The sequence below is a fragment of the Sulfitobacter sp. PR48 genome (assembly GCF_028807335.1).
GTDB lineage: Bacteria > Pseudomonadota > Alphaproteobacteria > Rhodobacterales > Rhodobacteraceae > Sulfitobacter.
Genome location: NZ_JARAMM010000041.1, coordinates 1 through 14,146, shown reverse-complemented (window position 1 = coordinate 14,146; position 14,146 = coordinate 1). Strand labels below are relative to the sequence as shown.

Genomic DNA, 14,146 nt, shown 5'->3' with positions numbered 1-14,146 from the left:
CACCGCATCGGGCCAGCTACCCGAGCGCTCCGAGGGGGTTATTTTTGCATGCCGATAGGGGGTCAAGTTTGCGTGCCGATTGACACCATCGGCGCTGAACGAGATATCCGTTCTCTTACCCACGAAGAGCGCAAAGCATGGTCTCTCAACATGGGTCACGACAGTGAGCTTACCACTGAGCGCCATTATGGCATCATGCCAGATGATAAGCGCTTCGAGGTTTTGGAAGGCATTGGAAGCAAAAGAACAATTGACCCAAGAAACTTGTCAGAAAGTGAAAAAGCCAAGATCCTCGACAGTATTTTCGAGGCATTGAGCGACAGAAGATAAGGTCAAAGGTGCTGCCCCTTCAAATAAGAGGGGCGTATTTTGTTGAAAAACTCTTCCTTGATCGCGGCCTAAACTACTGATTCAATTCCCGTATTGTGGGGGGATTCGGCGATGTTGGGACCGAGGCAAGAAGCGCAGGCGACACTGTTTTGCGAGTTTTCGCTGGAAGATCATGTCCCACAAGATCACCTGCTGCGATCCATTGATCGTTTCGTCGACCTGAGCAGCGCTCGCGCCTATCTGGCAGATTTCTACAGCCACACGGGCCGCCCTTCCGTCGATCCTGAACTACTGATCCGCATGTTGCTGATCGGATATTGCTTCGGCATCCGGTCTGAGCGGCGGCTCTGCGAGGAGGTACATCTGAACCTCACGTATCGCTGGTTTTGCCGCCTCGACCTGACCGACAGGATCCCGGATCATTCAACGTTTTCCAAGAACCGGCATGGGCGTTTTCGCGACAGCGAACTTCTGCGACACCTGTTCGAGACGACCGTCGCCCGCTGTATCGAGGAAGGTCTCGCCAGCGGTCAGCGCATGGCAGTCGATGCCAGTCTGATCGAAGCCGATGCGAACAAGCAAAACTCAACACCGAAGGAAGAATGGGATGCGTCGTCCATCGATGCCGTAGATGCACCCCGCGCAGTTCGAGAGTATCTCGACACGCTCGACGAGGCAGCCTTCGGCGCGGCGAGCGATGTCCAACCCAAGTTCACCTCGCATTCCGATCCCGCCAGTCAGTGGACAAGCCCGCAAAGGCCCTGCATTCTTTAGCTATTCCGACAATTACCTGATCGACACGGATCACGGTGTCATCTTGGATGTGGAACCCACACGCTCCATCCGGCAAGCCGAGGTTGGATCGACAAAAACCATGCTGACGCGGGTGAAAGAAAAGTTCGGCTTGGTCCCTGACTGGATGATCGCCGACACAGCCTATGGTTCAGGCCCAATGCTCGGCTGGCTCGTGGAGCGCAAGATCGATCCTTACATCCCTGTGATTGACAAGGCCGGACGCCCCGATGGGACATGGACACGCACAGATTTCGACTGGGATGCAGAGAATGATCAATATATCTGCCCCGAAGGTCACGCGCTCAAGCAGTTCCGCCGGAACTACTCTGATCCGAACCGGGGACCGACGGGCAAGGGCACAGCCCGCTATCGCGCCTTGAAAGAAGTCTGCCAGGTCTGCCCGTCCAAGCAAAAATGCTGCCCCAACGCTGATGCGCGCAAGTTCACCCGCGAAGAGCACGAAGATGCGCGTCAGGTCGCCAGGGATCTGGCCAAGACCGAAGAATACCAGATCGCGATGAAGCTCAGAAAGAAGGTCGAAATGCTCTTCGCCCACCTCAAACGCATTCTCGGGCCGGGACGACTACGATTACGCGGGCCGTGCGGCGCGAATGACGAATTCCTCCTCGCCGCCACGCCCAAAATCTCCGCAAACTAGCCAAGATCCTTCCTGCACCGCAGCAACTGCGCAAAGCCTGACAAGAAAGGCGCTTGCGCCGAATTCAGAACGGATATTTCTGCGCGCGCAAACGCTAGTACTTCCACAAAATGGGCGGGAAGCGGCCGTTCGCTGCGGTAGCAACGGAACTTGAACGGCAAGCGAGAACGGACATTCGTGGAACACCGGAAGAGTTAAGAAGCAAAACGCAGCAATAAACTATTCACTGAGCAGCGTATTTCTCCATCTCATCGAGATAGAGGGTTTCGCTCTCGTCCTTAAACCTGCTCTTTTCGTCGGCAAGCTGTGACAACTTATCAAAGATTCCACGATAGATGATGGCATGAGCCTGATTGCTCAAGCTCTGGTCGTCAGGCGAGTCCATGGCCACATCGTTTTCAAGGTACACGTCCAAGAGCTTGAGCAATGCGGTTTTGTCTATCGTATCGATAGGCTGCCAATCACCGCCTTGATCGAGGTAGAAAAAACCATTCCCGTTGTCAATCTTTAAGATTTTCATAGCTCTGCCTTCTTTCGTTATATGCCTCTGAACCCGCTTCGAGGCTTCCAAGCACTACATCGATCGTATCGACCTTCGCGCCGTCGGGGGCTGTCAGCTTCTTGCTAGTCGGATAGCCTGAATACACGCGCCAGACGATATTGCCATCTTCAATGCTCTTGCGGGTGAATAGCAAATAATCAGGCTTGATAGTCATGCCGACAGTGTTGTTGTGCGTCACCACTACAACCGGCATCTTCTTTGCCATTTCTTTGATCAGGGCGTTCACGTCGTCTTTTAAGAAAGAATTATCGAACGATGACTCAGGTTCATCGATCAATAGCATCTCGTGATCCGCAGCGCCTTCGATCTCGTCGAGAAGGAAGAATTCTGACCTCTCGCCACCCGACGCGTCGAAGCCATCTTTGTTGAGGATGCGATAGTCGATTTTAACGAAAAACTTAAAAAAATCAGGAGGTTTTACGTCGCCCCCAATTGCTTTCAACTCTTGAAGGAAGTTGTATGGCTCCTCGTATGACTTGAAGGCACTCGCGAATGATGCTGTGCGTCGCCTCAACACATTCCACATTTCTTGGACCCCCGTAAAAGGCCCAACTTCAGCTACAACGGAGAACCCACGCATACTTTTCCGCAGTGGCGTCTTGGGCACTTGCGCCAGTTTGACGATGGCTCCGAATTTGTCGATCTTCCTTTTGTTTAGAGCCACGTCATACAACTCGACGTCAGAAATCTTCGGTGCTGCGGATCGAAACTGGAGCTTGGATTTGATGCTTTGGACGAGGTCGTTTACCCAGACCCTTTTTAGGCGCAGCTCTTCTTGCCGCGCATATTGCTGCATGAGGTCGACGTAGAGAGCGACAAGGCTCTCGCGAGCCAAGTGTTTGGCAATGGTTTCCTTGAACTCAACGTTGCTAATCAGGTTCTTGGTTGACGCAATTAGGTCTCGGAGACCTTTAAGGTTGCGGTCGGGATATAGGTCTTCACTGTAGATCTTAGCCTTGGAAAAAGCGTCGTGCCGCTCAAGCTCCCGGGCAAAGTCTAATAGTGAAGAAATGTATGCTTCAACCCGACGCTCATCGTCTTCCAAGTCGATATCCAGAACATCTTCAATCACCTGTTGCAAAGCGATAAGATAGTCTTTTGAAAAAAGGCCCTGCTTACGTGTCAGGTACGAGTTGAACTTTTTCTCATCTTCATCCGAATCTCTCGCGACCAATGCAAATTGCCGGATATGGTGCGCCTCAGGAAATCGTTTTTCAGCGTCTCAAGAGTGTGGGACTTTCCAGATGACCTGTCACCTAAGATCACATTTAGACCTGTCGAAAGTTGTTGGCCGTCCTCAAATATCTGAAACAGTCGGTTCCCGTCTGCCCTCGAAAGCGCAACTTTGGTCCTGTCACGGAGACACTCCTTGATCGCACTAAACGTCGGCTCGCTGCAGACTAGGTACGTTTGCCTTATGGGTAATGGGTTTAGTTCTTCACGAACTCGACAATCGCTAGGGTCAGGATTCATAACCAGTAGATGACGAGGGCGGCGAGGGCGATTGCTGAAAGGAAAACCTTCGGACACCGGTCGTATCTGGTAGCTACACGCCGCCAGTCTTTGAGCCTGCCAAACATGATCTCGATGCGGTTGCGCCGTTTGTATCGGTGTTTGTCGTATTTGACGGTCGTTTTGCGCTGCTTCCGGCCCGGGATACATGCGCGTATCCCTTTGTCTTGCAACGCTTCTCTGAACCAGTCGGCGTCATAACCGCGATCCCCCAGCAACCATTTGACGTTCGGCAAACCGCTGAGCAGGGCCCGTGCGCCGATGTAATCGCCGACCTGTCCGGCCGTGACGAACAGGTCGATCGGTCTTCCCTGGCTGTCACAGACTGCATGCAACTTGGTGTTCATACCGCCCTTCGTTCGACCGATCAGGCGACCACGCCCCCTTTTTTCACGCCCATGCTGGTCGCTGTTCGGTGTGCCTTCAGGTAAGTCGCATCGATCATCACGGTCTTCTCTTCGCCGTGATCCGCCGCCAGTCCGACCATCATCCGCGCGAAAATGCCTTTCTCGCTCCAACGCTTCCAGCGGCTGTACAACGTCTTGTGCGGACCATATTCCCGCGGCGCATCCCGCCAGCGCAACCCATTGCGATTGATAAAGATAATTCCACTCAACACCCGTCTGTCATCGGCCCTCGGCTTGCCGTGCGACTTCGGGAAGAAAGGGGAAAGCTTGGCCATCTGCTCGTCGGTCAGCCAGTAAAGGTCGCTCATGTCACCGCTCCATTTTTGAAGCCGTGAATCACGCCGCGCGGACGAAATCAATGCATCCTGACCCTAGGAAAGTTCCCCTTGCGCACCGCTCGAATAGTCACATTGCGCGAATTTTGCTGGTTATAGCGGCTTCACTTAGCATTAAACGCGTTGGGCAACCCTCAGACCATCGGCATCATATAGCCAGGTACGACCGAACTAGGGAAGTAACCATATCGATCGGAGCAATGGCGCTTACAGGCCGCAGGTTTTGACTCCAAATGACTCGCCAAAGCCGACTTTAGAACAAGCGCAGCGAAAGCACGCTAAGTCACGCAGACTACCAGTTCGCCGTTGTCTTGATTTCGCGACCGCAGCGAACGGCGGCAATGCGGGCTGCGACCGCAGCATCTTGACCGGTCGGTGAAAGGCAGGTCTGGGCCGTCCTTGCCATCCAGCGAGGCCCTGCGGCCCGGACTTTGCAACCGTCGATATCTGCGCATAGCTGCCGCTCAGGAACGACGCAGCATCGGTCAAAGTGGCCTCGAACCGGCCATCGGTTGCACCGCATCATCTTATGATATGATGCTGTGTCAACGTTGGGTTGCCGCTGTGGGAGGGTATGGTGGATAGGAGGATCTCTCATGCAAACACCAAATCTACCGGCCATTCGCGCGCTTCGGCCCGCTTGGAACAAAGGCCGCATCGTCGGTCAGAAGCGTCCGTTGAAACCCAAACACGTCTGGGCGATCCGTGTGCGGCTTGAGTTGGCTGAAAACCATCGCGAACTCGCCCTGTTTAACATGGCGATCGATAGCAAACTGCGCGGCTGTGATCTTGTCCGCATGAAGGTCGTTGATGTCATGGCATCCGGCCGGATTAAAGAACGAGCGTCCGTCCTATAAAGCAAAACGCAAAAACCGGTCCGGTTTGAGATTTCTGCAGGCACCCGTACTTCCGTCACAAATTGGATGGAAGATCCAATGATGGTTGGGTCAGAATATCGTTGGCCCGGCCGCTTCCAGGAGCGACTCCACATATCAACGCGTCAGTATTCACGGATCGTGCGGCATTGGGTTTCGTCGATTGGGTTGGAAGTCACAGCCTACGGCACTCATTCAAGGCGACGCACGAAGGTCACCCAGATCTACAAGAAGACGGGCAACTTGCGTGCCGTTCAGCTTCTGCTAGGACATACGAAAATGGACAGCACCGTCAGATACTTGGGTGTCGAGCTTGAAGACGCACTGGCAATATCGGAAGCTATAGAAATCTAGGCGTTTGGGCCGTTCGACACGGACGGCCCAAACCTGCCTTTCACTTACCGGTCAAGGTTCTGAGGCCGCAACCGGCAAAGCCGCCTTTCGCGGCAACTGCTCAATCTCAATGTTGTCCAAGATCTGAAGTGCGGACTTTGCAGCCTTTTGCACACGCGGCTATTGCTGACGCAGCATTTGCTCGGAACTGCGGCGATGATAGTTTGGCGGCGCAGCATTGTTCACCAAAGCAGTCGTTCAAATTGATCAACCTAGCCGCGCCTTGAATTGACCCTTCGCCTAACGGTGCGGAGATTCACATGTCGCAAACAAGGTATGCAATCCATCATAAATGACTGAAGGCAAGGGCGAAATATAGTGACGACTGGTTTGAATTAAAAAGTCCCGACAAGGTCGCGAACTAAAGCGGCTTCAACGTGTTTGAACGCGGTTAAAGAATGGTTATTCGACCAGCTTTCACCCCGAAAGAAAGTCCAGCTGCACGTCGAGTTGACCCTGTCCCATTTGATGGCCGGACACTGTTGGGACTTCACCTGATTTCGCGATTTCACAAAGTTGCGTAGGGGTTTTGCAGGTAACGACGTCACAAACCAACGCTGCAGATTTGATGTCTTTTTCGCAGAATGGCAGCGCATCCGCGCAAGATTTTCCGAGCGTCGTGGCGTTGATCAAGATTGCAGAAGGCTTGGAAACGCCCGAGACCCTCACATTTGGCCAAAACTGCGCCACAAGATTTTGGACAGCCGCGGCGCGCGCAGGATCTGTTTCGTCAAGTATCAGTTCGTCGATGCCCCTTTCACATAGCGCATCGACGATGGCGATCCCCGAACCTCCACCGGCCCCAAGGATATGCGCGACGCCGCCTTTGATCGGAATCCCTGTTGCATCGATCGCCGCGCACATCGCCAAACCGTCCGTCGCATCCCCGATCAATAGTTCGTTTTCGCATCGTACGGTGTTTACAGCGCCGAGCCGCGCAGCGCGCGGCGTACAGTCATCCATTGCGGCAAAGGCCGCCTGTTTATGCGGGTAGGTGACCGAACAGCCAATCATGTTGCCGCTGCTGCGCAAAAGATCCCAAAACATGCTGATCGCCGAGGCAGGAATTTCCATCGGGACCATCGCAATGTCTAAACCCCTATCTTGAAATAAAAAATTGAACGCAGGTGGGGAAAAAACGCCAGACACAGGGCTTCCGATGATCGGGAAAATTTGGGTGGTTCCGGTGATGGCCATCACTGATCTTTCCAGAAACGTGTTGACTCACTATTAAAAAAATTCTCAATAATATCCAACATATTTTAAAAAGGTGGGTAAATTGCTTTTTGGTGGTCGGAAGTCCGAAGACGATACCGTTGTTGAAATGCTCGCTTCTGCGATCCGGCGCGACATCTCATTTGGGCTATTGCGCCCTGACCAGAAGCTCAAACTTACCGATCTGCGCCAGTCTTATGGTGGGTCAAACCATTCCATGCGGGAAACGTTGCGGATCCTGACGTCTGAAGGTGTGGTAGAGGCGACCAACCAGCGCGGATTTCGGGTGACATCGGCGACAGAGGATGATCTGCGAGACATTCTTATGGTGCGGCTGGAAGTTGAAAAACTTGGTCTCAAATTGTCATTGAAACAAGGTGATGTGGCTTGGGAGAGCCGCGTTGTCGCTGCTTTGCATACCGTTCGTCGCGCCGATGCTCTTGTGCAGGAAAGCCCCGATGATGTGACGGCGCTGGAGTGGGACGAAGCCTGTCGCGACCAGAGCATGGCACTGATGTCCGCCAGCGGATCGCCACGGCTGACAGACATGGCGGCGCAGTTTTACGGCCAGTCGCGGCGCTTTCGACTGGCGCTATTGCGCGAGGGGCGCATCGACTTTGCAGCCCGCGCGACCCGCCGGACACAGTTGCAGGAGGCTATTATTGCGCGGGAAGAGACGCGCGCGGTGGGCATTCTGGAAGACGAGATTGGTGCTGACTTGGGCGCCTGAAAATAACGAAACGGATCATTTAGGGAGGAAACAATGGTCACTTTTAACAGACGTCAAACAATGGGTTTGATCGGTGCCGCGGCGGCCACAAGCCTTGCAGCGCCCGCGATTGCGCAAAACAAGAAAATTGTCGTCGGGGCACTTCGCTTCACGTCGCACTCGGCCAGTTTCATCGCGGCAGAGCGCTCCTACTTCCAAGAGGCAGGCCTTGATGTCGAACTGCGGTTTTTCCAAGCGGCGCAGCCGATGGCTGTCGCGATTGCCTCCGGCGATGTCGACTATGCCGTGACGGCGATCTCTGGCGGTTTGATCTCTCTTGCCGACAAGGGCGCGATCAAAGTTATCGGCGGCGCGCTCAGCGAAGAGCCGGGCATTGACGGTCAGAAAATCCTCGCCTCCGACGCAGCATTTCAAGCGGGTCTCACCTCGCCTGCGGGCTTGGATGGCAAGAAGTTCGGCATCTCGACGGCAGGTTCGTCCTTCCACTACATGGGCTCGAAAGTGGCTGAAGCGGAAGGCATCAACATGTCGTTTACGCCGCTTCAAAAAATCGGCGCCATCATTGGTGCGCTGAAGTCAGGCCAGATTGATGCCTGGTCCATCGTGCCGCATATCGCCAAGCCATTGGCGGGCTCCGGTGCGGTTCATATCATTGGCAACGTATCCGACTACCTGCCGAACTATCAGGTCACAACAGTGTTCACGTCTGCCACGAATGCAAACGACGAACGGCAGCAGACGTCGGACTTCCTACAAGCGTTCAGCATGGGTGCATCGGATTACAACGCCGCCATGATCGACAAGTCCGGCGGAGAGGATGGCGTGAATGAGATGGTCGATCTGATCCACAAGTATGTATACACCGACCGTGAACGCGCCAAGGCCGCGCCGTCGATTATCAATGGCACAATGCGGATCAACGAAGGCGCACGGATGAACGTTGCATCGGTTCAGGATCAGTTGAACTGGTTCCAGTCCGAAGGCTTGATCGACGGCGATATCACCCTCGATACATTTGTAGACACAAGTTACGTCGAAACATTCGAGGCCTAAGGCCCCAACCTTCAGCTGGCCGGCGTCGTCCGGCCAGCTGAATTTTCTCTATTCAGGGTAAGTTCATGGACATTCGCTTGGACGAGATCAGCCATTCTTATGGCGATACGGAGGTTCTGCGTGACATCTCGCTGGACATTCCAGACGGCAAAATCGTTTGCCTTGTCGGTCCATCGGGTTGCGGCAAATCCACGCTGTTGCGCCTCATCGGCGGGCTTGAACGCCCTTCCAAGGGTCGTGTCCTGCAACTGGGCTCCCCACCTGAGGGCTGTCTAAACCCACTCACCTATGTCTTTCAGGACTTTGCGCTGCTGCCATGGCGGTCCGTTCAGGGAAATATATCGCTCGTTCTTGAGGATCACGGGATTAAAGGGGCGCAAGCGGATGCGATCATCACGGACGTTCTTGCGCGCACCAAACTGAGTGACTTTAGCAAAGCTCTGCCGCGCCAGCTTTCGGGCGGGATGAAACAACGCGTCGCGATTGCCCGTGCGCTTGCTGTCAAACCAGCGGTGATGCTGATGGACGAACCCCTCTCTGCGCTGGACAGCCAGACCCGCGAATTGCTGATGGACGATCTTGTCGCGCTGTGGACGCGTCAGTCCTTTACCGCGGCCTACGTGACCCACAACCTTGCCGAGGCCGTCCGGTTGGGCCACCGCATTGTCGTCCTCTCGCGCCGACCCGGTGAAATCCGCGAAGTCGTCGAAATTGATATGCCACTGGCGGATCGCAGTCACGGAAATACCAAGTTGGAACAGACCCAGAAACACCTTTGGGACATGATGCGCGATGAAGCCCGCGCGGCGGATGAGGAACTTCTAGATGTCTGATGCAACGATCCCAACCCAGCCGATTGAAGTCCGGTTTCGCGGCGGCGGCTTTGCCCCCAAGGCGCGCCGTTGGGTCGGACTATTCGTTTTTGTTCTTCTGATCGGAATAACCGAGATCGGCACCCGGCAAGGATGGATATCGTCCTTGACCTTGCCCAAACCATCAGACGTTTTGGCCAAGTTTGGGGAGCTTTGGGAAAGCGGGTTGTTGTTTAAACATCTCATCCCCTCGCTCAGCCGACTGGCCGTTGGAGCCGCCATCGGGGCCTCAATTGGCATCGCCGTCGGCATCATGATCGGGCTGTTTTCCTATGTCCGCGCAGGCATGGTGCCACTTGTGGCTGCCATCTTTCCGATCCCCAAAATTGCGCTTTTGCCGCTGTTTGTGATCTGGTTCGGAATCGATGAGGCCAGCAAATACGCGCTGATCGCCTTTGGTACCTTCACCCCCACGGTCGTGGCCACCTATGGCGCCGTGGATAACGTGGACAGATCCCTTATCCGCATGGGCCAGAGTTTTGGGCTGTCGTGGCTGTCCATCGTGCGCAAGATCGTTTTGCCGGGCGCGATGCCAGGCATTCTGTCGGGGCTGCGGATTTCGCTGGCCATTGCCATCATCCTGCTTGTCGCCGCCGAGATGCTGGGCGCGGAATACGGGATTGGTGCTTATATCCTCGAGGCTGGTTCGCTCTATGATCTTGAGCGCCTTTTCGCGGGCGTCGTTATCCTGTCACTGCTGGGTGTTATCCTCAGCACAGTCATCGGTTTTATCGAACGTTGCCTTCTGGGGTGGCGGGCATGAGCCGCAAACCCGAATGCGACTATGACGTCGTCGTCGCAGGCGGCGGAGCAGGTGGCGTTGGGGCCGCTTTGGGGGCCGCACGCGAAGGCGCTGATGTGCTGCTGGTTGAGAAATACGGTTTTCTGGGCGGAGCTGCGACAACATCGAACGTGCTGGCCTATTGCGGGTTCTTTCAACAAGGCGAAACGCCGATCAAGGCGGTCGGCGGGGTCGCGGACCTTGTGCTGGGCGAGTTGCGTGAACTGGGACTGGATTGTGAGCCATTTTGCTCTCCCACGACGCTGAACTGGATCATTCTGCTGGAACCGGAGTCTGTGAAGCTGGCGCTGGACCGCGTCTTGTCCAAAGCGGGCGTTGATGTTTTGCTGCACACCCGCGTGGCGGCGGTCACCCGCACAGCGGACCGGATTCAATCGGTGACCCTTGCGGGGATGGAAGGCCAGAGGCGGGTCGCGGCACAGGCCTTCGTCGATGCGACAGGAGATGCCAACCTTTCAATGCTGGCAGGGCTCACGTGCCGGATCGGCAATGATCGCGGCCACCTGCAGGCGGCCTCTGCCCCCATTTGCATTGGAGGCCGAGACCGGTCCGTCCCAATCGACCGTGACGCGCTGATTGCTGGCTTCGAGATTTACAACCGCACGGGCCAGTACCCCTCCGCACGCACCGATGGTGGTATATTCACCGAGGTCCCTCGTACTGGCGAGATGTGGTGGATGATGTTTGATCACGCGATGCCAGATCTGTCGTCCGAGAGTTTTACCAGTGCCGAGCAGGCCGCGCGTGGCGCAGCGCATGATTACACCGAGGTGCTCCGCGCACATGTGCCTGGGTTTGAGCAAGCCTATCTGAGCTCAACCGGACCACAAATCGGCATCCGCGAAAGCCGCCATCCAACTGCGCGCTATGAATTGACGGTCGAGGACCTGAGCTCAGGCCGCCAGCGCAGCGATGGTGTCGCCAAAGCAGCCTGGCCGATCGAAGATCATTCCGTGCCGGGAAAACCGGTTTATCATTCTGTCGGAGGCGATGGATTTGCCGATATCCCGCTGGATTGCTTGCGCGCCAAGGGACTCGACAATGTCTTCTATGCCGGTCGGCTGATCGGGGCAGATGATATGGCTTATGGATCCATCCGCGTCATGGGTACAGCCTTCGCCACAGGAGAAGCCGCAGGCCGAGCCGCCAGTCAGGTATCATGATTGGGGAAATGTGGACCTGTCCCTCAATGTCGGCGAACTGCGGTCATTGCTGAGCATATTCTGACTGTCCGGCAGCACATACCGCGCTACGGGAGCTGGCGGACGGGGATTACGTGTTTGAACCCGAACGATTTCATGGTCTGACGGTGGAGACTTTGTTGGTGATGGGGGAAACAGCCCCACGGAACTCACCGCGTCGGCCAAAGCGCTGAATGATGCGCTTCCGGACAGTCGGATTGTCGCGTTGGAAGGTCAGGGGGTGTTGTCACATTATCTCGCCCAGTCTGCAGGTTAGGATACTGATCAAGCGACGTTTGCCGCGGTTTCCCACGCCTCGAAAGCTTCGAGCCGATGGTAGCGTATGGTAAGAGCGGAACGACGGTGGTCTGGGACAGAGAAGGGATTTCGAGTTGCGGACTGCATGACGACGAAGCGTTGCAATCCACCAGGCGATCGGAAGCCTTGCATTACTCGCTCTCGTTTTCTGAAGGGCAGGTGGCTGTTCTCCGCTCGGTTGTTGAGCCCCTTTGCGACCAATGATCAAGACCAGGCGCGACCTCGCGCTTGGCGGCGCCATAGGATCGCAGTTTGTCGGTAATGATCCTTTTCGGCACGAAACCCCAATGTTTCATCAGCTCGATCAAAAGCCGCTTTGCGACGCGCTTGTCTCGTCTCGATTGCAGTATTTCCTCAAGAACGACACCGTATTGGTCGACGGCACGCCACAGCCAGTATGACCGGCCCGCGATCTTCACGACGACTTCGTCTAGGTGCCAGACATCGCTGGGCCTCGGTTGCCGTCGCCGAAGAACGTGGGCGATCAGGGGCCGAACTTGACGGTCCAGCGCCGGATCGTCTCGAACGAAACGTCCACGCCACGTGCCAGCATCATCTCCTCGACCTCGCGCAGGCTCAAGTTGAACCGGAGGTAGAGCCAGACAACATGAGCAATGATCTGGGGCGGAAACCGATGGCGTTTGTAGCTGATTACCTCTGACTGCATCGGCATCGCCCAAGACGAGATCAATGAATCAGCAACCTCAGGCCCATTAATGTGACAACACCGGATGGGCCGCACTCTGACGGACCGGGTAGAGCGATGACGGTGCTGGCCGTCTCAGCCCGTTGATCCAGGGTTCCAGGCGAGGCCTGCCAGGAGCACCAATCACGGCAAATTTCGTGGTCTTGGCGATTACGTACCCAAGCAGTCTATGATTGCCTTCGTCTCAGGCATCCGCTTCAGCGACTTGCCGATGTGCTCGCGCCACCGTGGGCCGACCTCTAACGCGGCGGCATAGGCCCGGAACAGATCATCTGGCCGGTCCTCGGCCATCGCCTCGATCAAGAAGGCCGCCTGCTCGCGGTCCTTCGCGGATTTGAGGCTCCCCGCCCCGTCACGCCGCCGATCAGCGATGATCAGTTTGTGGACTGCATATCTTTCCGGGCGCGGCACCTGCACCAGAACGCCGGATCGATAGATCGCCGCTGCATGGATCGGCTCGGCAATCAGAAAGTTGAGATAGTTCAATCCTTGGGCGTTCACGCCCAATGCTGGCAGATCGCGGATAGTCTCATCCCCGAAGGCAGGTGTAAGAAACTCGACCAACTGGCCACTGCCGCCTTGGGCCCACCGCCAGGTCCGACCTTGGTCAAGAGCCGGTAAGGGATCAAATTTGAGCGCCGAGAAGGTCTCGGCCAGACCCGGATCGACCTGATCCTCCAGTGCGACGCTGAGCTTTTCAAACTGGGCAATGTCGATATCACCGGTATTGGCCATACCACCCAAGGGCAACCGGATGCCAAGCTCACCTTCATAGAGCCGGAATGCGTTTGTCCCGACGATGGTGCCACCCAGTCGGAAGGTCCCTGCGGCAGCCATGGCCGACAGAATTGAACCGGTCGCCCGGTCGGTGGGCGTTATGCCCTCGGCGCGCAAGAGCCGAACAAGCCGCGACCGTTCCGCCTGTCGGTCCTTGGCAGTCGCGCGCAGCTCCTCGATCCGGTCAATGCGTGCACGCGTCTCGTCGTTGTCCTCGCCGATATAGATGAACCGCATCTCCGTCCCGACGCGTCGCGCAGCGTACCAATAAGCCTTGGCGCCGCGCTCCTTGAGCGTTGGTTTGCCTTCAACTGCGGACAAGGTGTCATCCTTCAGAAGGCGCACCAGGTCGGTATAGGCGCTCATCGCGATACTGCTGAATGAAGTCATGCCAATCATTTCCAAGTTTTGCTTGGCACGGATATACCTATCAAAATATGAAATTGCTAGGCATAACCCTCCGGGAACTTCCACGCCCAAGAGAAACAACGAAAGGGCCGCCTGAAGGCGACCCTTATTAATCACGTCTCCGCGGTCTTCTGTCAATCGGCACGCAAACTTGACCCCCTATCGGCATGCAAAAATAACCCCCTCGGAGCGCTCGGGTAGCTGGCCCGATGCGGTG

The 14,146-nt window shown here is 55.8% G+C and carries 10 protein-coding genes and 4 pseudogenes; 8 read left to right on the top strand and 6 right to left on the bottom strand.

The window, feature by feature from the left end:
• Window positions 1-330, top strand: a pseudogene (locus tag PVW51_RS23755) (hypothetical protein); the annotation flags it as partial.
• Between the two features lie 111 nt (window positions 331-441).
• Window positions 442-1,824, top strand: a pseudogene (locus tag PVW51_RS23750) (IS1182 family transposase).
• Window positions 1,825-2,006: 182 nt separating this feature from the next.
• Here PVW51_RS23750 and PVW51_RS23745 read toward each other — a convergent pair.
• From PVW51_RS23745 to PVW51_RS23735, 3 genes are all read right to left on the bottom strand, one after another.
• Window positions 2,007-2,303, bottom strand: a complete 297-nt coding sequence (locus PVW51_RS23745; protein WP_274578151.1) for a hypothetical protein — start codon at window positions 2,301-2,303, stop codon at window positions 2,007-2,009.
• Complete coding sequence (locus PVW51_RS23740; protein ID WP_274578150.1) at window positions 2,284-3,519, bottom strand: hypothetical protein; 1,236 nt, start codon at window positions 3,517-3,519, stop codon at window positions 2,284-2,286. The genes PVW51_RS23745 and PVW51_RS23740 overlap by 20 nt, the downstream gene beginning before the upstream one ends.
• A 295-nt stretch (window positions 3,520-3,814) precedes the next feature.
• A protein-coding gene (locus PVW51_RS23735; RefSeq protein ID WP_274578149.1) for an IS5 family transposase occupies window positions 3,815-4,572 on the bottom strand; the annotation gives its coding sequence in 2 pieces (ribosomal slippage) (window positions 3,815-4,236 and window positions 4,236-4,572; 759 coding nt in all).
• A 623-nt stretch (window positions 4,573-5,195) separates the two neighbouring features.
• Between PVW51_RS23735 and PVW51_RS23730 the strand changes: the two are divergent.
• Window positions 5,196-5,828 (top strand): annotated as a pseudogene (locus tag PVW51_RS23730) (tyrosine-type recombinase/integrase).
• A 456-nt stretch (window positions 5,829-6,284) separates the two neighbouring features.
• Here the strand turns inward: PVW51_RS23730 and PVW51_RS23725 are convergent.
• On the bottom strand, window positions 6,285-7,064 hold the full coding sequence (locus PVW51_RS23725; RefSeq protein WP_274578147.1) for a shikimate dehydrogenase family protein: 780 nt from the start codon (window positions 7,062-7,064) through the stop codon (window positions 6,285-6,287).
• 73 nt (window positions 7,065-7,137) lie between these two features.
• On the opposite strand from PVW51_RS23725, the gene PVW51_RS23720 reads away from it, so the two are divergent.
• The 5 genes from PVW51_RS23720 to PVW51_RS23700 all read left to right on the top strand — a co-directional run bounded on the left by PVW51_RS23720 (window position 7,138) and on the right by PVW51_RS23700 (window position 11,702).
• Complete coding sequence (locus tag PVW51_RS23720; protein WP_338019778.1) at window positions 7,138-7,812, top strand: GntR family transcriptional regulator; 675 nt, start codon at window positions 7,138-7,140, stop codon at window positions 7,810-7,812.
• Window positions 7,813-7,845: 33 nt separating this feature from the next.
• Entirely contained in the window at window positions 7,846-8,865 is a 1,020-nt protein-coding gene (locus PVW51_RS23715) for an ABC transporter substrate-binding protein (RefSeq protein WP_274578145.1), read from the top strand.
• Window positions 8,866-8,930: 65 nt separating this feature from the next.
• Window positions 8,931-9,698: an ABC transporter ATP-binding protein gene (locus PVW51_RS23710; RefSeq protein WP_274578143.1), complete on the top strand. Its 768-nt coding sequence runs from the start codon at window positions 8,931-8,933 to the stop codon at window positions 9,696-9,698.
• Window positions 9,691-10,500 (top strand): ABC transporter permease, encoded by an 810-nt coding sequence (locus tag PVW51_RS23705; protein ID WP_274578142.1) that lies wholly within the window; start codon window positions 9,691-9,693, stop codon window positions 10,498-10,500. The genes PVW51_RS23710 and PVW51_RS23705 overlap by 8 nt, the downstream gene beginning before the upstream one ends.
• Window positions 10,497-11,702, top strand: a complete 1,206-nt coding sequence (locus tag PVW51_RS23700) for an FAD-dependent oxidoreductase (protein WP_274578141.1) — start codon at window positions 10,497-10,499, stop codon at window positions 11,700-11,702. The genes PVW51_RS23705 and PVW51_RS23700 overlap by 4 nt, the downstream gene beginning before the upstream one ends.
• Before the next feature lie 303 nt (window positions 11,703-12,005).
• Here PVW51_RS23700 and PVW51_RS23695 read toward each other — a convergent pair.
• Both PVW51_RS23695 and PVW51_RS23690 read right to left on the bottom strand, forming a co-directional pair.
• Window positions 12,006-12,705, bottom strand: a pseudogene (locus PVW51_RS23695) (IS6 family transposase).
• Window positions 12,706-12,894: 189 nt separating this feature from the next.
• The gene (locus PVW51_RS23690; RefSeq protein WP_274578140.1) at window positions 12,895-13,887 is read right to left on the bottom strand and encodes a nucleotidyltransferase family protein; all 993 of its coding nucleotides are present in this window, start codon (window positions 13,885-13,887) and stop codon (window positions 12,895-12,897) included.
• Between the last annotated feature and the right edge of the window lie 259 nt (window positions 13,888-14,146).